Source organism: Corynebacterium sp. HMSC058E07, from assembly GCF_001809885.1.
In the GTDB taxonomy this organism is placed as follows: Bacteria; Actinomycetota; Actinomycetes; order Mycobacteriales; family Mycobacteriaceae; genus Corynebacterium; species Corynebacterium macclintockiae.
This window is the reverse complement of record NZ_KV799268.1, coordinates 1-18,853: the sequence shown is the minus strand read 5'-3', so window position 1 is coordinate 18,853 and position 18,853 is coordinate 1. Positions and strand designations below refer to the sequence as shown.

Here is an 18,853-nt window from a genome sequence, read left to right as displayed (position 1 = left end):
TCAGGCCCGGCGCGCCAGCCTCCAATTTCCAGCACACCCCGGCGGGTACACTTAGTCCCCATGGATAACTCTGATCAAACCGGCACTCAGCCTGCGGGGGCACAAGCCGCAGGTGCCCAGCAGAGCCAGGGCGCTCAAGCCGCAGGCGCACAAGCCGCAGGCGCTCAGCCTGCAGCCGCTCAGCCCGCCGGCACTCAGCCCGCCGGCACACGCCGCTCCGGGCTGCAGCGGTTCCGCAGCTCCGTTGCGATCCGCATGGCGCAACTGGCGACGTGGGCGTCCAAAAAGGCGGGCCGAGGAGCCGGCGGCATGATCGGCGGCCTGGTCGGCGGGGCAATCGACCCGCAGCTGATGGCGAGCCTCGGCGCCGGAAAGGGTGGCACCAAACGCCCAACGGTGCTGGTCACAGGCACAAACGGCAAGTCCACGACCACCCGCATGTTGGCGAGCGCCGTCCGCACGGCTGCGACTGTCTGCACCAATGAGGGTGGCGACAACATGGACGCGGGCGTGATCAGCGCGCTGCTCGCCGGGCGCGATGCGGAAGCAGTCGTGCTCGAAGTCGACGAGCTGCACGTCCCCAACATTGCCGAGAAACTCGACGCGGACGTGCTGGTGCTGCTGAACCTCTCGCGCGACCAGCTAGACCGCGTCGGCGAGATCAACAAGATCGAGCGCGCCCTGCGCGCGTGCGTGGAGGCACGGCCAAACATGCAGGTCATCGCCAACTGCGACGACGTATCCGTTACCTCCGCCGCGTGGGATTCCCCGAACGTCCAATGGGTCAGTGCTGGCTTCGGCTGGACGGGCGATTCGACAAGCTGCCCGCGCACCGAAGGCGCAATCATCCACCGCACGGGCGAGGACGGCGTGGTGGACTGGTTAGCGGCGAAGAAGCTGCCGGACGGGCGCGAATTCCGCAGGCCAACGCCCGATTGGCACATCACCGACGAGGGGCTGATCGACCGCGAGGGCACTCTGCACCCGATGAACCTGACGCTCCCGGGCAATGCGAACCGCGGCAACGCCACCCAGGCCGTCGCCGCCGCCGTCGCGGTGGGCGAGTTGCTAGCGCAGGGCACCGAACACTCCGCGCCAGCCACGCCAGCCATCTCCACCGAACAGGCCATCGCCGCTGCGGAGAAGGTGGATAACGTCGCGGGCCGCTACTCTGTGGTCCGCTTCGGCAACCACGAGGTCCGCCTGATGCTGGCGAAGAACCCCGCCGGCTGGCAGGAAGCTCTGTCGATGGTGGATCGTACCGCCGATAGCCTCGTGATCAGCGTAAACGGCCAGGTTGCGGACGGGCAGGACCTGTCGTGGCTGTGGGACGTGCGCTTTGAAAACTTCGAGGGCGTGCACGTGGTGGCCGCGGGCGAGCGCGGCACGGATCTGGCGGTCCGCCTGGGCTACGCCTCCGTCGAGCACAATCTGATCAAGGACACGGTCGAGGCGATCCGTTCGTGCCCGCCGGGCCGCGTGGAGGTTCTGGCGAACTACACGGCGTTCCGCGATTTGAAGCGGGTGCTGGACAAGGAAGGGGATGCGTAAATGAGCACCACCGGAGCCGCAGGCGCCACCAAGCCTGCCGACCTGAACATCGGCCTGATCATGCCGGACGTGCTGGGCACGTATGGCGACGACGGCAACGCCCTGGTTCTGCGCCAGCGCGCCCGCATGCGGCGCATTTCCGCGGAGATTCACCCCATTCACCTGGGCGAGCCCGTCCCGGAGACTCTCGACGTGTACACCGTCGGCGGCGGCGAGGATACCGCGCAGGTTCTGGCCGCAGAGCACCTCATCAGCGACGGCGGCATCGCCCGCGCGGTCGCCGCCGGCCGCCCGGTTCTGGCTATTTGCGCAGGTCTGCAGGTGTTTGGCCGGTCCTTCACCAGCCATGGTCGCACGGTCGAAGGTCTTGGTCTTATTGACGCCACCACGTCCCAACTCGCCGAGCGCATGATCGGCGAGATCGCCTCCACCCCGACAGCCTCCGCTGTGACCGGCGCAGCAGGCCTGACCGAGCCGCTGACGGGGTTCGCCAACCACATGGGTGCGACAATCCTGGGCGCGGATGCGGAGCCTCTGGGGCGCTTAACCCGCGGCACGGGCAACACCGATAGCCACGGCGCGGAGGCCGCCGGGCTTTCCGGCGAAGATGCCCACCGGCAGACGCGTGCCGAAGGCGCCGTGCAGGGATCCGTCGTGGCGACGTACATGCACGGCCCCGTGCTGGCCAGGAATCCGCAGTTGGCGGACTGGCTGCTGGCCCGCGCGATGGGGGTTGCGCTGAACGAGCTCCCCGAGTTTCAGGGTGAGCTGGCCGGGCAGTTGGAGCGCGAGGTGGCGTCGCTAAGAAAGGAACGCCTCTAAGCGCCTACGCTACAGCGCGGTGCGGCCTGCGAAGGCGCGGGATAGTGTGAGCTCGTCGACGAACTCCAAGTCCCCGCCCATCGGGATGCCCGAGGCCAGGCGCGTGACCGTCAGCCCGGGGAAGTCACGCAACAGGCGACCCAGGTAGGAGGCCGTCGCTTCGCCCTCCGTGTTCGGGTCGGTGGCGATGATGACCTCGGTGATCTCGGGCGCAGTGTCGTACTCGACGTCGCCGGTGGCGCTGGGGTCGGCGGTGGCGCTGGGATCGCCACCGGCGGGTGTGTCGGCGTCGCCCAGAGAAGCACCGCCACCCTTCGCGGCCCCTTTCGCGCCGAGCGCAACGTCCGGCAGCGCCCCGCCGATGCGTTGCACCAGCGGCGTGACGTTCAGCTCCTTCGGGCCGATGCCGTTCAGCGGGTCAAGCGCCCCGCCGAGCACATGGTAGCGCCCGCGATACTCTGCGGTGCGCTCGATCACCTGTATATCTTTGGACTCTTCGACAACGCAGATGATGCTCTTGTCGCGGTTAGAGTCCGCGCAGATCCGGCACACATCTTCTTGGGAGATGTTGTGGCAGATTCGGCAGAACGTCACTCCGCGCTGCAGGCGGCCGAGTGCGCTTTGGAAGCGTTCGATATCTTCCGGCTCCTCGTTCAGCAGGTGCAGCGCGATGCGTTGCGCGCTTTTCGGCCCGATGCCGGGCAGCCGGGAGAATTCGTCGATGACGTCCTGTAGGGGTCCTTCGAACAACTAGGTCTCTCTTTGAACTTGCAGAAAGTTTTAGAAGCCCAGGCCACCCATGCCCTGGGACAGCGGGCCCATCTTCTCCTCGGCGAGGGTCTGCAGCTTCTGGTTGGCGTCCTTGAATGCGCCGAGCAGCAGGTCCTTCAGGGTGTCGATGTCCTCGGGGTCGACGATTTTCGGGTCGATCTCCATGTCGGTGACCTCGCCGGTGCCTGCGATGGAGATGGTGACCAGGCCGTTGCCAGCCTCGCCCTTGACGGTGGACGCTGCGATCTCGCGCTGTGCTTCCTGCAGCTGTGCCTGCATCTGCTGAGCCTGCTGCATCAGTTGGTTCATATCTGGCTGGGTCATGTTCTTAACCTTTCGTCGGCTTTTACTGGCTTTGTTCTTCCACAACTGTACCGGTCGGCCCGGACAGGCGCGTGAGGCGCTGTCGCGTGTGGGCGGCGCGCTGTTCACGCTTAGCGAACTCGCTCCGCACCGAGGCTCTTTTCGATCAGTTCACCTGCGATTTCCAGCGGCGTGCGGTGGTCGCGCTGCCCGGGCGCGCTCTCTAGGTCGGCGAGCAGCTCGTCGCGTTCCCTCTGCTCATTTCTTTGGGACGCCCCCTCGTCCTCGCCAGCAACCGTTTCAGCCTGGGGCTGGCGGTGTACGGCCTGGGCCATGGGACCTTCCGTCGGGCCGGTCGGGTCAGTCGGTTCGGATGGGCCGGTCTGGCCGGTCGAGCCGGTCGAGCCGGTCGGTTCAGCCGGTTCGGGAGGCAACGGCACGTCGGCGGCATAGCCGGGGTCGGCTGCTGCGTTGGTGCCGGCGGCTGCGCCGCCATTCCAGTTGTCGACGGGGCCGTCTCCGTAGGCATCAACTGGCGGCTCGTCGGGTAAGGGTACGCCGTTGAAGCCGTTCTCCATGTTGTATTTCTTGCGTGCCTTGGCGCGTTCAGCGCGGGCGCGCCAGCCGGAGTTCGGGTCTTCCTGCGAGTCAGCCTGGTTGGCGTTGGTCGCCGTCCCAGCGCCAGCACCAGTTCCAGTGCCATTCCCAGTTCCAGCGCCAGCTCTTGCGCCTTTGCCTGCTGCGCCTGCGTTGCGGTGGGAGTGCGAAGCCTTGCGCATGGCTTCTTCCATCGCGCGGGCGCGCTCCAGGGCACTGCTGGCTGCACTGCGGGAGGCCGCTACGTCCATCGGGGTTTCCGCTGGCACGGGGTTCACCGGTGTGGAGGCTGGCGTTGGTCCCTCACCGGCGGTGGGCTGTGCCGCCGCCGGTTCAGATTTTCCCGGCTCATCGCCTCCCGTGGATTCATTGCTCCCGGCAGCTTCAGCAGCTCCGGTGGCTCCGGCAGCTTCGGCGGCTCCGTTTGAACCAGCGCCGATAGCTTCGTCGCCGACGAAGACGACGATGCGGGCGGTGTTCCCTGTGACGTCCTTGATCGCCCGAGCATAGGCTTCCGCGTTCTTCTGCTCGCTGACCAGTCGCGCCAGCGAACCGGTGTGGTGGTCAACGTGGATCTCGCCTGGGTTGGGCTGGGTCGAACGAAGCGTGGCACCACGGAGGGCAATCCAGGCGCTTAGATCCTGGTCATGGATGGCTTCCATGACGCGACCCCAGGTTTCAGAGTCGATCGTGGCGGCCTTAGCCGGTGCGGACGCGGACTGTGCGGACGCGGACTGTGCGGACGCAGACTTGGCGGATTCTGCCGGTACGGACGCCTCCTGGGACGCGGCCTCCGCGGGCGCAGACTCCGCAGCGCTGGCCTGACGGTGACGCTGCAAGATGTCGCGAGCCCGGCGCGCCTCAGCGATGGCCGGGGATTCCTGCTCTGGGGAAGTTTCCGCTGCCGCTGCTACAGCCTCCGTTGTCGCTGCGGACTTCGCCTCTTGAGCCTGGGTCTGCTCCGTGACGGGAGTCTGCCCCGCGGCCGAGGATTCAGCAGCTCGCGCCGGTTCGGCGTTCTGGGGTTCGGCGTTCTGGGGCTCAGCCTGGGGCACGGCCTGCTGCGCGGCCTTCCTTCGACGCGCGAACATCTCCGCACGGCTGCCGCGCACGCCAGTGTCGACGCTCGTGCGCGAGCCTGAACCCGCACCTGCGCCAGTGCCAGCACCGCTGGCGCCCGCGCCCATTCCCGAGCTAGCCACGGCACCAGGCAAAGCACCCACGCCGCCACCAGCACCCGCAGCACCAGCTCCGCCGTGCCCTTTCTCCAGGGCCTCTACCCGCTGCGCCAGCGCTTCCACCGTCATGCCTGCGGCGGGCAGCGCCATGCGAGCACACAGAATCTCCAGCAGCAGTCGCGGTGCCGTGGCGCCGCGCATCTGCGCCAGGCCCTCGTTAACCAGGGACGCGCACCGCGTCAGCGTCGCCTGCCCCAGCTTCTGCGCCTGCTCGCGCAGCACGTCGCGGGATTCCTCCGGCGCATTCACCAGCCCGCGATCGAAAGCATCCGGCACGGCCTGTACCACCAGCAGATCGCGGAAGCGATCCAGCAGGTCCTCGCCGAAGCGGCGCGGGTCGTAGCCCGCGTCAATCACCTCGTCAACCACGGCGAATAGCGCCGCAGAGTCATGCTCCGCCAGCGCATCCACCGCGCGGTCGATCAGGGTGGAATCCGTCACCCCCAGCAGAGCTAGCGCGCGGTTGTACGTCACGCCCTCCGGCCCGGCACCGGCCAGCAGCTGGTCCATAATCGACAGCGAGTCACGCGGTGAACCACCACCCGCGCGGATGACCAGCGGGTACACGGCACCTTCCACCGGCACTCCCTCGCCGGACACCACCGATTCCAGCAGCCCGCGCATATCTGGTGGAGCCAATAGTCGGAACGGGTAATTGTGGGTTCGGGAACGGATCGTCTGCAGCAGCTTCTCCGGCTCCGTCGTGGCGAAGATGAAGATAAGGTGCTCCGGCGGCTCTTCCACGATCTTCAGCAGCGCGTTGAAGCCTGCCGTGGAGATCATGTGCGCCTCGTCGATAATGAACACCCGGTAGCGCGATTCCGCAGGCGCATAGAAGGCGCGTTCGCGCAGCTCGCGCATGTCGTCCACGCCGTTGTGCGTGGCGGCGTCCAGCTCCGTAACATCCAGGTTCCCCGGCCCGCCAGGAGCCAGCGATACGCAGGATTCGCACTTTCCGCACGGGGTGGACGTCGGCCCTTCCACGCAGTTCAGCGACCGCGCCAGAATGCGCGCCGACGACGTCTTGCCGCAGCCGCGCGGCCCGGAGAACAGGTACGCGTGGTTGATCCGCCCGCTGTCCAGCGCCACCGACAACGGCTCGGTCACGTGAGATTGCCCCACGACCTCGGCAAACGTCGCCGGACGATATTTCCTATAAAGTGCCACGAACCTACCCTACATTCCGCTGAGGACGACCAGTTGCGGTTGCCTTAGCGCCAGATGTTGTTGATATTGACGCCCTCACGCACCAACCGCTCCTGCACCGCAGCCACACCGGCCGTCTGCGCTAGCTCAGCTTCCTCGTCGGTGAGCATCACCAGTTGTGCGACGATCGTCAGCCGGCCGGGGTGGGTGAACTCCACGTCCGTGTCGCCTTCCTTCGAGTGGCGGCTCGCGCCGCCGGAGGTGACTTCGTGGACGTGCGGCACACCGTCGTCCCATACGTAGGGAACCACCAGCAGGCCGTTGCGGGCGGTGATCTTCCGTTCGGAATCCGCATCCATCTGCTGCACCACGTTCGGCAGCAAGGTGCCCGGCTGTGGCGGCCAGTGGCTGGGGCCCTGGGAGATCATCGAGGCCGCATGTGCCAGCAGGTCGGCGGCGGTGTCGTCGTGCCCGCTGACCACTGTCAGCAGCTCAACGCGCAGGTCGGAACCATCTTCTGTTTCCAGTCCCGATTCCAATCGCCCCGCGTCGATGGTCATGGCCACCGTCTCCGCTAACACGGCTTCATCGCCACCCTCCACGGACGCATCCCCACCCTCCTGGGGTGTGTCGTTCTGGCCCGTGGGGGCGTCACCAAGAAACACCTCGGCGACAGCGAACTCGGGGAAGGAATCGCCGATCCTGCGGCGCGCGATGGTCGGCTCGCCGGGCAGTAGGCCCTGGACCCAGACGAATGTTTCCTCTGTGTTGATGGCGACCTCCTCCCGTGTTTAGCGCTGGCCCGCGGCGTGCTCGACCATCTCGATCGCGGCGTAGAGCACGCAGGTGGCAAAGCCCTCCATGGCGATCTCCAGCTGTTCGATCGTCGGCATGGACGGCGCCAGGCGCAGGTTGCGATCGTTCGGATCCTGCTTCAGCGGGTAGGTGGAGCCCGCGGCGGTCAGGGCCACGCCGGCCTTCTTCGCCAGCTCCACAACGCGGGAGGCAGTGCCGTCCAGCAGGTTCACGGAGATGAAGTAGCCACCCTCCGGGACGGTCCACTCGGCAACGTTGGCCTCGCCCAGGCGGCGCTCCAGGATCTCCACCACACGGGTGAACTTCGGCCCCAGGGAACCCGCGTGCTTGCGCATGAGGTCGCGCACACCCTCGGCATCCTTCAGGTACTGCAGGTGAGCCAGCTGGTTGACCTTGTTCGGACCAATGCCACGCACGTTGGCGATCTTCTTGTACCACTCCAGGTTCTCCGTGGAGGAGGCGAAGAAGGCCAGGCCCGCGCCCGCGAAAGTGATCTTAGAGGTGGAGGACATGGACCAGAAACGGTTCGGGTTGCCCGCCTTCTCGGCGACGTCGAGGATGTTGATAATCTCCGGGAACTCGCCGGTCAGCGTGTGTACCGCGTAGGCGTTATCCCAAACGATGCGGAAGTCCGGGGCGCCGGTTTCCATCGCAGCCAGCGCCTCGGCGGTCTGCTGCGAGTACGTCACGCCCGTCGGGTTGGCGAACATCGGCACGGCCCACATGCCCTTCACTGCCGGGTCCTTCGCCAACTCGCGAACCTGGTCCATGTCGGGACCTTCGTCGGTCATGTCGACGGTCAGCATCTCGAAGCCAAACAGCTCGGTGATGGAGTGGTGGCGGTCGTAGCCCGGCACGGGGCAGATCCACTTCAGCTTCTCCTCGGCCGACCACGGGCGCTCGGAATCGTTGGTGCCGAAAGTGTAGGCCCAGCTGATCAGGTCGAACATGATGTTCAGGCTGGAGGCATCGCCGGCGATGACGTTATCCACCGGCAGGCCCAGGACGTCCGCCCACAGCTGACGGACCTCCGTCAGGCCAACGCCACCGCCGTAGTTGCGCACGTCAACCCCGGAGGGCGAGGTGAAGTTCTCCCCCGGCAGGCTCAGCAGATCCACCGAGAAATCCAGCTGCTCCGCCGACGGCTTGCCGCGGGTGAGGTCCAGGTTCAGCCCCTTGGAGTGGAGCTCTTCATAAGCCTGACGGACATCCTCCTTCATGCTGAGGAGGAGTTCGGCGTTGACGTTATCGATATTCATATGCAGTCTCTCCCGCTTGTGGCGTGCTGGGCTAGCCATCGGTGTGGCTTTCTTTCTGCAAGTCTAACCGAAGCCCCGGACAGCGCGCCCCGGCGCTGTGGGCGCCGGGGTCCCGGCGATCCGCACCATCGCTACCTGCAGGCAGCACCGCCGAGCGCTAGGATATCGACGAGCTGAAACGCGCAAGCATGCCCTAGCGCCCTCCCGCGCCCCGCGCGCACTACCCACGCACTGCCCGCGCACCGTCTGTCGGATTGAGTTGGAAAGGATCCACCATGGCACACACACCACCCAACCGAATCCGGGTACCCGTCGAACGCGCCATCCGTGAATGTCGCCTTTACGTGCAGGGCAAGCAGTACCCAGGCCAGGCGAACTACGCCACGGCGCTGAAAGACATTGAAGCGCTGTCGGACGGCACCAGCAAGGACTTCGTCCTGGTCGACCTGGAGGAACCCTCCGAGGAGCAGATGACGAAGGTGGCCCAGCGCTACGACGTCGACGAGCTCATCGTCGAGGATGCCGTTAACGCCCACCAGCGCGCCAAGCTGGAGCGCTACGAAGATCAGCTGTTCACCGTCGTCCGTTCCGTCCGCTACGCGGGCAACAAGGACCTGGTCGACCGGCGCGACATCATTCAGACCGGCGAGGTGCAGATGGTCATCGGCCGGAAGTTCATCATCGTCGTGTCCCACGGCACGGATCTGCCCAACCCGGAAAGGCGTCTAGAGCAGGCGCCGGAGCTGCGCAGCAAGGGGCCGCTGTCGATTGCCTGGGCGATCACGGACTACCTCGTCGACGAATACACGCGCATTGCGGAGGCTCTGGAAGACCGAGTTGATGGACTGGAAGAGGAAGTCTTCACCCTCGGCGCGGAGTTCGACATCGAGAATATCTACGTCCTCAAGCGCGAGATCCTGGAGATGCGCCACGCCATCGACCCCCTGATCCCCGCCCTGCGCGCGCTGATCGACAACCACAAGGATCTCACGTCGAAGCAGATCAGAGCCTTCTTCCGCGATGTTTTGGACCACGCCATGCTGGCCAAGGACAAGGTCGACTCTTTCGACGAGCGCCTGACTTCCCTTATTCACGCGGGTTCGGCGATCATTTCTTTGCGTCAAAACCAAGATATGCGCACGATTTCCGCGGTCGTCGGCATGGCCGCCGCCCCCACGATGATTGCGGGTGTGTACGGCATGAACTTCGAAAACATGCCGGAGCTGCAGTGGCACTACGCCTACTACGTCTGCTTGGCCGCGATGGTCGGCGTGGTTGTGCTGATGTGGTGGTGGTTCAAGCGCAATAACTGGCTGTAGCGCGGGCACCGAAGCGGGCACAGTGCGGGCATAAAAAAGGGGACCCCGCGCACCCGTCAGAGCTCGTTGACCCTTGCTGCATTCCTGCCCTGGGGGAGTTCACAAGATACACGCCGCGCGGAATCCGCTGCCCATACTAACTCACGTGCACTCGTTGTTCCAAAGGCTCGTTCTTTCTTTCTTATCGACGCCCACTTCCCAACCCCTAGCACCGGATTTGGAAACTAAAGGCAGCGTTGTGTAGCCTGTCATGAGTACGTCAGAGCTACTATTTTGTTCTGCCGTTCGGCATGGAGGATTCGACTAGCGGCCTATGTCACACGCCTGGAACGCGTGCGGGAGTCACATCCCTCAGGGGTTCAAATCCCCTATCCTCCGCCACATCTCACATAGTGAGGCACCGGCGCTCGGTGACCGCAACGCGGTTCCCGGCGCCGGTTTTGTTTTTCTATTGCTTACCCTGGTGAACCTGCCTAGCCCCTGGTTTCTCCAATCCCGCCACTGCACGATCCGCCGTGCCCTAGGTTGAAAGGCATGACTGCTACCAGCGCGTCCAGCACCGACCCACTCGTCACCACGGAATACTCCGAGTCCATCCCCGGCCTCGTCCACGTCCGCCTGAACCGCCCCCGCAAGCTGAACTCGCTGACGATCGACCTGCTCCAGCAGCTCATCTCCACCGCGCACACGCTCCGCCGCGACCGCTCCGTCCGCGTGGTCATCCTCTCTGGCGCGGAAGGCAACTTCTCCGCGGGCCTTGACTTCGCGGATACGCTGAAAAGCCCGCCGCGCATGCTTTCGCATTTCATCCCGCGTCCCCTGCGCGGCACCAACACATTCCAGGAGGCGCCGTGGACGTGGCGTCGCCTCCCCTTCCCGGTGATCGCCGCGGTGGAGGGCTACTGCTTCGGCGGTGGCGTGCAGATCGCTCTGGGTGCGGACTTTAGGTTTACTAGTACTGACGCCCACTGGTCAGTGCTGGAAGCGAAATGGGGCCTCGTGCCGGACATGTCGGGGATCATGTCCCTGAAGCAGCTGCTGCCGATCGACGAGGTGAAGCGGCTGGCCATGACCGGGGAGATCTTCTCCGGGGAACGCGCCGCGGAGCTAGGCCTGGCCAGGGCTGCGGAGGATCCGCTGGCTGCGGCGGAGGAGTTGGCGCGGCAGATCATTGAGCGTTCGCCGGACTCAGTGGCGTTGGCAAAGAAGCTGGTCGACGAGACGTGGGAGACCGGCGCGCGTCGCACCTTCGCCCGCGAGCGCCTGCGCCAGGCTCGCCTGCTGGTGAGTAAGAACGCCGCCATCGCGCGCACGGCCGCGCAGAAGAAGCTCCCGCCGAAGTTCCGCCCGCGCGCGGTGCGCTAGCGCGCTGGAGTGTCCTCCGGGCGCCAGGTCACGGGCTCGCGGGGAAGTAGTTCGGGCCGGAACGTCCGCAGCATGTCAGCGGGCGTGATACCCCCGGCGCTCGCCACCTCAGGCTCGCCAGCGACCCCGGCCACTCCCGCCGCCTCCACTTCAGCGCCTACTGTTTCTGCCGCCGACACGTCCACCGCCTCACCGAGCGAGTCCGCGATCCACCGCAGCATCCCCTGCGCCCCGCCCGGGAAGTCCCGCAGCGTGACGGCCCCGTCCCGCTTCGCCAGGCGCTTCCCGTCCGGCCCCAACACCAGAGGAACGTGCACATACTCCACCGGAGGCAACCCCAGCAGGTGTGCCAGATACGCCTGCCTCGGCGCGGAACTCAGCAGGTCATCCCCGCGCACGACCTGCCCCACCCCGGCCAGCGCATCGTCAACAACCACGGCCAGGTTGTAGGCGTAGTCCCGGTTCACCTGCCCGCCCGCAGCAGCTCCGCCTGCCGACGCCCCCACGCCTGGTCTCGCAGCTCCGCCACCGTCCGGCGCGCCCGCGCCCACGCCGGCCCCCGCGCCCTTCGGCGCGTTCCCGCCGCGCCGCAGCACCATGTCATCCACCGCCCCGCGGTACACCCCGCCGCCCACGGCGAACCGCTCGCGCACTTCCCACTCGTCCACGCCCGCGCGCAGCCGCAACGCCGGCACTCGCCCCCGCGCCGCTAACTCCGCGCGCTTGGCCGCCCGCTCCGATTCCCCCAGGTCGCGGCACGTTCCCGGGTACGCTCCCGGCGCGGCGTGCGGCGCGCGGACCGCTTCGGCGATATCCTTCCGCGAGCAGTAGCACTCGTACACGAGCCCCCTCACTCGCAGTGCCTCTAGCGCTTTTTCGTACTCTGACCAGCACTCTTGTTGACGCCACAGCCTCCCCTCGTGCCCAACCCCCATAGTTGCAAGACCCAGTAGTTGTTGTTTCGCGCTTTCTTCCGACGAGCGCTGAGCATCAATATCGTCGATCCGCATCCGAAACTGGCGCCCCTCGTGCTTGGCGAACAACCACGCCAGCACGGCGGTCCGAAAATTCCCCAGGTGCAGATCTCCCGAGGGGCTGGGCGCGTACCGCCCCGCCCCTCGCCGTCCCCCGCTCGCAACCTCAGCCAACTCCCCCGCCTGCGCTGCTTGCGCCTCCGCTCGCATCATGCCGTCGCCTCCTGTTTCCACTTTCTCTGGCAAGGCTACCCGCGGATCTGCGATACTTTGAAGCCAAGGGGACAAGCTCAACGAGTGGGGGAAATGTGAATTCGTTGGCGTGGGGGCGTCATGAAGAGAAGATAACAACAACGCTGCTCATCGAGGCGAAAGAGCTTCCGGAAAGCGCGCGGCGTGGGCTGGCGCGCGGGCGGAAACATCACAAGATTGCGCCGGGGATCTACGCCGAGCGCGCGCATTGGGACGAGCTGCCGCGTGCCGAGAAGGTGCGCCTTCATGCGATTGCACATGGCCTGAGCTGCGCAAACGGCGTGCTGTGCGGGCGCTCCGCGGCGCTGCTGCACGGGCTGCCGATCGCGGGACGGGCGGAACCGAACGCCGAGATCGGGTACTACCCGCCGGGTGGTAGCAACGTGACACGCCACCTCCGAACAGCGCGGCCGTTGCATGCAAAAGCTACGCAACGTCTAGAAATGCTACAAGTAATAACCGCGAATGGGCTGCGTGAAGTGCGGCTCACCTGCATAACGGACACAATCATCGACCTCGCCCGTTGGCACAGCGTGGCGGATGCTGTCGTGGCCGCGGAATTCGCCGCACGGGCCGGTGCCGACGGCGTGGGGATTTCGGAATTTATTACGGCTCTGCTCGCTGACGCAGGCAAACTGCGGAAACTCCGGGGTATCTCAAAGGTGAGGGACGCATTGCGACTGATCAACGGTGCATCCGAGAGCCCGCGAGAATCTGAGCTAAAAGTGAAACTGTGGGAGGCCGGACTGCCTGCGCCTCTCCAGCAGGTGGAGTTACACTACGAGGGCTACTTCGCAGGTCGCGTGGACTTTTTCTATCCCTGCGGACTGGTGATCGAATATGACGGCCAGGGAAAGTACCAACCCGGTTCCACGAAATTCGGCGATGGCAAACTGAGCGGCGCTGGTGTTGACGCAGGCGGCGTGATCAACGAGGAAGTCTTCGCCGCGCGGCAGATCCTCAGTGAACGCGAGCGCGAGCGGAAATTGCAGAACCTAGGGCTGCGCATTTACCGAGTAGATCGCAATAACTTCCGCGATGGAAGCGCCGTGGCGGACATCTGCAGGATTCATAAGCAAATGACGCAGCATGGCCTCGAATTCCCCACCACCAACTACCGGGGAGGTGTGCCGGCGTGGGAGTAGCAGCTCCTAGCTGGAGGTAGTTGCTTTCCTAAGGAAGAAGAATGGCGTCGGCGCGGGAATAAGTTCGCCTGTAGGGCGTGCATCGAGTCGGCACGGAAGACGCCAAATCCGGCAGAGCGATTCTAAGCCCGTTTAAGCGATTTTCTCCGCGCCGAAAGGGGCGAGAGTGCGCCGATCAGTCAGACGAGCCGACGCCGTTCTGCAGGTTTTCCGACGCTTGGACGGCCAAATGTCCCAAATTCCACGTCTTAAAATATAACCATTCTGTTTGCGCAGGTCAGAGCGTTGAGTTTTTACGCTTCATATCTGCTACTTTCAATAACTCGAAGATTTGGGACATTCGCATTTTAGCCCGCCCCGAGATTCGGCAGCTGTGGGGCTGGTGGGACTAGAGAGACAGATGGGGCGGGCCGGAGGGAGGGGTAAATGCTCAGCCAATAGACCCGGACGGAAGATGGGACCAGTGGGACTGATGTGGCGGCACGGGAGCCCGGCAAGCGGGAATGGGGAGGAATGCAGGCGGGAAATCGACCACGCGGGAAGGGGAACCCGCGGTGCGGAAGGGGAACCGGCGGTGCGGGAGAGGAAATCGGCGGCGTGGAAGGGGGCGCCGACGGAAGCGGAGGATAAAATAGGGCGCCATGGCCGACAATCAGGGAAACACCAGCGCAGGTACAGGCGCACGCACTGCAGACCTATCCTTCGAGGTCACCTCCCGCCTGGACGAAACAGCAGGCAAGCAGGGGACCGGGCAGGCGAGTAGGCAGGCAAGCGGGCAAGCAAGCGGAAGCGCGCGCCTTAACGGAAGCGCGGGCGCGCTGGGGCGTACGGGCGTCATAAAGACTCCGCATGGGAACATCCACACCCCAGCGTTCATCCCGGTAGCGACAAAAGCAACGGTCAAGACCCTCACGCCCGAGCAGGTGCGGTCGACGGGCGCGCAGGCGATGCTGTCCAACGCGTACCACCTGTACCTGCAGCCGGGCCCGGACATTGTGGACGAAGGCGGCGGGCTCGCGGAGTTCGAGAACTGGCACGGGCCGACGTACACAGACTCCGGCGGCTTCCAAGTCATGAGCCTCGGCGTGGGCTACAAGAAAGTCCTGGCCATGGACACAAAAGGCCGCAGCGAGGCGGACATTATCCAGCAGCAGAAGAAGCGCATGGCCGTTGTGGACGAGGACGGCGTGGACTTCCGCAGCGTCATCGACGGCAGCAAACACCGCTTCACGCCGGAGGTCTCGATGCAGATCCAGCACCAGCTAGGCGCGGACATTATGTTCGCGTTCGACGAGCTCACCACGCTGGTGAATCCCCGCCCCTACCAGGAACAATCCGTCGCGCGCACGCACCGCTGGGCCCGCCGCTGCCTGGCGGAGCACCAGCGCCTGACGGATCTGCGCCCGCACCGTCCGCTGCAGTCGCTGTGGGGCGTGGTGCAGGGCGCGCAGTACGAGGATCTGCGCAGGCAGGCAGCCCGCGGCCTGGTGCAGCTGTCCGACGAGGCCGAGGCGCAAGGCAACCGCGGTTTCGGCGGCTTCGGCATCGGCGGAGCGCTGGAGAAGGAGAACCTCGGCACGATCGTCCGCTGGGTCGCCGAGGAGCTGCCGGAGGATAAGCCCCGCCACCTGCTCGGCATCTCGGAGCCGGATGACCTGTTCACGGCGATCGAGGCCGGCGCGGACACGTTCGATTGCGTCGCGCCGACTCGCCTGGGCCGCCGCGGTGGCGTGTACACGCTGGACGGTCGCCTGAATCTTATGGGCGCGCGGTTTAAGAGGGATTTTTCTCCTATTGACGCCGCAGTAGGCGGTTATGTCTCGGAGAATTATTCGCGCGCTTATATTCACCACTTGTTGAAGGCGAAGGAGTACCTGGCCGGGACGTTGTGTACGCTGCACAATCTGCATTTCATGGTGGGGTTGGTGGATCGGATTCGCGAGTCCATGGAGCAGGGGCGTTTCTACGAGTTCCGGAATGAGTTCATGGCGCGCTACTACGGCTCGACGTGGCGGGAGCGCCTGGGCTCGCGCTAACGCGGGCTCGCCGGATGGTCGGCGGGCAGGCGCGGGCAGGCATGTCGCGCGCCCGTTCGCTAGCGCGAGCTCGCCGGGCGCCCGGCATTGTCGAAGCGCTGGATCTCCCCGGAGCGGAAGTCGCGCTCCAGCTGCGAGCCTTCAATGTCGAAGGTCGGCAGCACCCGGTCCAGCCACTTTGGCATGTACCAGGTGGCCTTGCCGAGCAGCATCATCATGGCGGGGGTGAAGGTCATGCGCACGAGGAAGGCGTCGAACAGCACGGCGGCGCCCAGCGCGAAGCCGAAGATCTGCACGAACGGCAGTGGCTGGAAGATGAAGCTGGCGAACACGCCGATCATGATCAGCGCCGCCACGGTGACGACTTTCGCACCCATGCCAAAGCCGAAGATCACCGAGTCTTCGACGGGCGTGTACTTCGAGGTCCGCGCCGCCTCAGCGGATTCGTGCTTGAAGCGTTCCCGCATGCGCGACACGATGAACACTTGGTAGTCCATCGCCAACCCGAATGTCACGCCGATGAGGAAGATCGGCATGAAGCTGATCAGCGGCCCCGGCGAGCTCCACAGCCCGCCCCAACCTTCCTGCCAGACCAGCACGGTCAGGCCAAAGGCACCGCCGACGGACAGCAGGAATCCGAGTGCCGCCATGATCGGCACGGTAATGCTGCGGAAGATCATCAGCAGCAGCACGAGCGCCAACCCCACGACCAACGCAAGGTAGATCGGCATGGCTTCCGACAGCTGGCTGGTGACGTCCTGCTGGATGGGGATTAGTCCGGTGATGCCCATGTCCACGCCGGTTTCCTTCTCGATCACGCTCTGCTGGCTGCGCAGAGCGTGGATCAGCGAAGCGGTGCCTTCGTCCGTCGGCCCGCCCTGGGGTGTGATCAGCAGCTGCGCCACGTACCCATCGTCGCTCTGGCCGATGAGCTGCGCATGCTTGACATGAATGTTGCTGCCCAGGTTCTCCATTGTGTAAATAAATGACGCCTGCGCCGCGGCCTTAGCCCGGTCGCCAGCTCCCTGGCCAGTCTCCGCGGCCTGCTCGTTTCCGCCCGATGCGTCCCCGCCCGGCGCCTCCGGCGCATCCGCGCCCGGTGCGTCCCCGCCCGGCGCCTCCGGCGCATCCGCGCCCGGTGCGTCCCCGCCCGGCGCCTCCGCGGCCTGCATGTCCGCCTGGCCCTTGATGTACGTCGCCAGCGCGGGCGAATCCGGATCCGCATTCTTGCCGTTGACGATCACGAGGAACGGGGCGTTGCGCCCCGGGCCGAAGCCCGCCTCCGTCATCTCGGCGGCCTTGCGCTGGGTGGAGTCCACGTTCGCCGTCTTGTCATTCGGCAGCGATAGCTGCAGGTTCAGCGCCGGCAGAGTCAGCGCTGCCAGCACCAGCATCACCACCGCGATCGAAATCCCTGGGAAGCGGTACACCAAGCTAATCCACCGGCTCGCCAGGCCGCGCTTCCGCGCACCGTCGTCCACGCGCTGGCGCTCCCCGCGAGTGTTCTCGCCGTCAACGCGCACCGCGCGCCTGCGACCCGCCGGACCGCCCGTGAAATACCCGTGCGCCGAATCCTCCCCCACGAGGGCGGAGGCGTACTGCTGCCCGAAATTGGCGTCCTTACGAAAGACCCGCGAGCCACACGCCCCCAGCAGCGCGGGCAAGAACGTCAACGCCACAGCCACCGCGACCACCACACTGATCGCCGCGAAGAGGCCCATGTATGACAGGAACGGGATGTTCGCCAGGCGCAGCCCCAGCAGCGCAACCGTCACCGTCAGGCCCGCGAACACCACCGCCGAACCCGCAGTGCCCGAGGCCAGGCCGATCGCATCCGGGCGCGACCTGCCCTGCCGCAGCTCGTCGCGGTAGCGCGACATGATGAACAGCGCATAGTCGATGCCGACAGCCAGGCCGATCATCAGCCCCAGCGTCGGGGTGATGGAGTTCAGCGGCAGCAGCGCCGTCGCGCCCACCGTCACCAGCGCGCCAATTCCCACGCCCACGATCGCAGTGGCCAGCGGCAGCCCCGCCGCCAGCAGCGAACCGAACGTGAACGCCAGGATGATCAGCGCCACGACCACACCCGCGATCTCAGAGATCGGCTCGACCGCAATCGGATCGCCGAAGCCGGGGCCGCCGACCTCAACCTCCATACCTGCGTCGCGCGAGATCTGGATCGCGTCGTACACCGCCTGCCGGTCCTCGTCGGTCACGTCGGCAGGCAGCGGCACGTCGTAGCTGAAGGTCGTCGTGCCGTAGCGCCCGTCGGCGGAGTACATCCGCAGATTCTCCGCGTCGGACTTCGCCGTGGCTTCGGGCAACCCCTGCTTCGTCATCTGCTGGACCAGCAATTTGCCCAGCTTGTCGTTGAGCTCTACGGGGTTGCCGAACTGCTGCCCTTCTTTGAAGTCGGGGACGTTCTTTCTTAATGACGCCACCGTCTCATCCATCGCCGCCATCAGCTCTGGGTCTTCGAGCTTCTTCCCCTCGGGGGCTGCGAAGACGATGTTGACGTCGGTGGATTCGGCCGGGTTTTTGGTGCCAGGGAAGTTCTCTTGCAGCATTTCCGTGGCGTGCGTGGAGGGGACGTTCTTGATTTCGAAGACGTCGTTGAAGCCCTTTTGGAATCCCAGGGCGGCGGCTGCGATGCCGACGAACAGCAGTAGCCAGGCGGCAATCACCCGCTTTTTGTGCAGGTAGGACCATCGTCCGAGGTTAAACAGGATTTTCGCCACTGGTTGACCTTCCGCCGGCTGGTGCGTTCGCTGTGTTTGCGTTTCGGATTGCTCGCGCTTGCTTCTAGTTTGCTCGCACTCGCTTGCGTTTCCGTTCACTTGCGCTTGCTTGCGTTTCCGTTCACTTGCGCACGCACTTACGCGCGCTCGCGCTTGCTTTCGTGGAACTTCTGCACAGTGAGTATTTCCCAGCTTCGCAAATAGTTCTCGAAATATACATCCTACAGTAACTAAAACTGCAGGTGGAATGTTACAAGAGTTGCGCGTGTTGCCAGAGTTTCCCGCCCCACCTGCGCCTCCAGTCTCCTCGTTCGCAACCGCCACATCACACTAACCCCACACCCTCACACAACCGCCACCCCACACCCCCACGCCACACACCCACCACACCCCTCCCACAACCATTCACTCAAGCCATTCCGAACCTTCACCCCCACCTACAGAGGCCAGTCACGCGGGCCAATGTCCCAAATCTTCGAGTTATTGAAAGGGTTGCGTCCCTTAGTGTGGTGTAACGCTTG

The 18,853-nt window shown here is 65.2% G+C and carries 14 protein-coding genes, 1 tRNA gene and 1 other RNA gene; 8 read left to right on the top strand and 8 right to left on the bottom strand.

Annotation, left to right across the window (positions count from 1 at the left end; translation table 11 throughout):
- The first annotated feature begins 60 nt into the window (after positions 1–60).
- Both HMPREF2678_RS03335 and HMPREF2678_RS03330 read left to right on the top strand, forming a co-directional pair.
- Positions 61–1,551: a Mur ligase family protein gene (locus HMPREF2678_RS03335; protein WP_035002482.1), complete on the top strand. Its 1,491-nt coding sequence runs from the start codon at positions 61–63 to the stop codon at positions 1,549–1,551.
- Positions 1,552–2,373: a type 1 glutamine amidotransferase gene (locus HMPREF2678_RS03330; protein ID WP_070550884.1), complete on the top strand. Its 822-nt coding sequence runs from the start codon at positions 1,552–1,554 to the stop codon at positions 2,371–2,373.
- A gap of 9 nt (positions 2,374–2,382) precedes the next feature.
- On the opposite strand, the gene recR is transcribed toward HMPREF2678_RS03330, so the two are convergent.
- The 4 genes from recR to HMPREF2678_RS03310 form a co-directional block, all read right to left on the bottom strand.
- Positions 2,383–3,123, bottom strand: a complete 741-nt coding sequence (recR, locus tag HMPREF2678_RS03325) for a recombination mediator RecR (protein WP_034975648.1) — start codon at positions 3,121–3,123, stop codon at positions 2,383–2,385.
- A gap of 30 nt (positions 3,124–3,153) precedes the next feature.
- Positions 3,154–3,468 (bottom strand): YbaB/EbfC family nucleoid-associated protein, encoded by a 315-nt coding sequence (locus tag HMPREF2678_RS03320; RefSeq protein WP_034968685.1) that lies wholly within the window; start codon positions 3,466–3,468, stop codon positions 3,154–3,156.
- Positions 3,469–3,578: 110 nt separating this feature from the next.
- Positions 3,579–6,449 carry a DNA polymerase III subunit gamma and tau gene (locus HMPREF2678_RS03315; protein WP_070550882.1) on the bottom strand — a complete coding sequence of 957 codons (2,871 nt, stop codon included), beginning with the start codon at positions 6,447–6,449 and terminating at the stop codon, positions 3,579–3,581.
- Positions 6,450–6,493: 44 nt separating this feature from the next.
- Entirely contained in the window at positions 6,494–7,030 is a 537-nt protein-coding gene (locus tag HMPREF2678_RS03310) for a suppressor of fused domain protein (protein WP_246817870.1), read from the bottom strand.
- A 25-nt stretch (positions 7,031–7,055) separates the two neighbouring features.
- Here HMPREF2678_RS03310 and HMPREF2678_RS10335 point away from each other — a divergent pair, with 25 nt between their 5' ends.
- Entirely contained in the window at positions 7,056–7,223 is a 168-nt protein-coding gene (locus tag HMPREF2678_RS10335; RefSeq protein WP_168163082.1) for a hypothetical protein, read from the top strand.
- On the opposite strand, the gene HMPREF2678_RS03305 is transcribed toward HMPREF2678_RS10335, so the two are convergent.
- The gene (locus HMPREF2678_RS03305; protein ID WP_070550880.1) at positions 7,220–8,503 is read right to left on the bottom strand and encodes an aspartate aminotransferase type Ic; all 1,284 of its coding nucleotides are present in this window, start codon (positions 8,501–8,503) and stop codon (positions 7,220–7,222) included. The two genes, HMPREF2678_RS10335 and HMPREF2678_RS03305, sit on opposite strands and share 4 nt — an antisense overlap.
- A 275-nt stretch (positions 8,504–8,778) precedes the next feature.
- Here HMPREF2678_RS03305 and HMPREF2678_RS03300 point away from each other — a divergent pair, with 275 nt between their 5' ends.
- Entirely contained in the window at positions 8,779–9,822 is a 1,044-nt protein-coding gene (locus tag HMPREF2678_RS03300; protein WP_070550878.1) for a magnesium and cobalt transport protein CorA, read from the top strand.
- A 34-nt stretch (positions 9,823–9,856) separates the two neighbouring features.
- Here the strand turns inward: HMPREF2678_RS03300 and ffs are convergent.
- Positions 9,857–9,951: signal recognition particle sRNA small type (ffs, locus tag HMPREF2678_RS03295), an RNA gene on the bottom strand.
- A gap of 163 nt (positions 9,952–10,114) precedes the next feature.
- Here ffs and HMPREF2678_RS03290 point away from each other — a divergent pair.
- Together HMPREF2678_RS03290 and HMPREF2678_RS03285 are read left to right on the top strand one after the other, a co-directional pair.
- Positions 10,115–10,203: transfer RNA gene (locus tag HMPREF2678_RS03290), tRNA-Ser, on the top strand.
- A 153-nt stretch (positions 10,204–10,356) separates the two neighbouring features.
- Positions 10,357–11,187 carry a crotonase/enoyl-CoA hydratase family protein gene (locus HMPREF2678_RS03285; protein ID WP_070550876.1) on the top strand — a complete coding sequence of 277 codons (831 nt, stop codon included), beginning with the start codon at positions 10,357–10,359 and terminating at the stop codon, positions 11,185–11,187.
- Here HMPREF2678_RS03285 and HMPREF2678_RS03280 read toward each other — a convergent pair.
- A complete protein-coding gene (locus HMPREF2678_RS03280; protein ID WP_070550946.1) occupies positions 11,184–12,371 on the bottom strand; it encodes a glutamate--tRNA ligase family protein in 1,188 nt (395 codons plus the stop codon). The two genes, HMPREF2678_RS03285 and HMPREF2678_RS03280, sit on opposite strands and share 4 nt — an antisense overlap.
- Before the next feature lie 98 nt (positions 12,372–12,469).
- Between HMPREF2678_RS03280 and HMPREF2678_RS03275 the strand changes: the two genes are divergently transcribed.
- Positions 12,470–13,558, top strand: coding sequence for a hypothetical protein (locus HMPREF2678_RS03275; protein WP_070550874.1), 1,089 nt, complete (start codon positions 12,470–12,472; stop codon positions 13,556–13,558).
- 641 nt (positions 13,559–14,199) lie between these two features.
- Positions 14,200–15,594, top strand: coding sequence for a tRNA guanosine(34) transglycosylase Tgt (gene tgt / locus HMPREF2678_RS03270; protein WP_070550871.1), 1,395 nt, complete (start codon positions 14,200–14,202; stop codon positions 15,592–15,594).
- A gap of 59 nt (positions 15,595–15,653) precedes the next feature.
- Here the strand turns inward: tgt and HMPREF2678_RS03265 are convergent, their stop codons facing one another.
- Complete coding sequence (locus tag HMPREF2678_RS03265; RefSeq protein ID WP_070550869.1) at positions 15,654–18,332, bottom strand: MMPL family transporter; 2,679 nt, start codon at positions 18,330–18,332, stop codon at positions 15,654–15,656.
- Positions 18,333–18,853 lie beyond the last annotated feature (521 nt).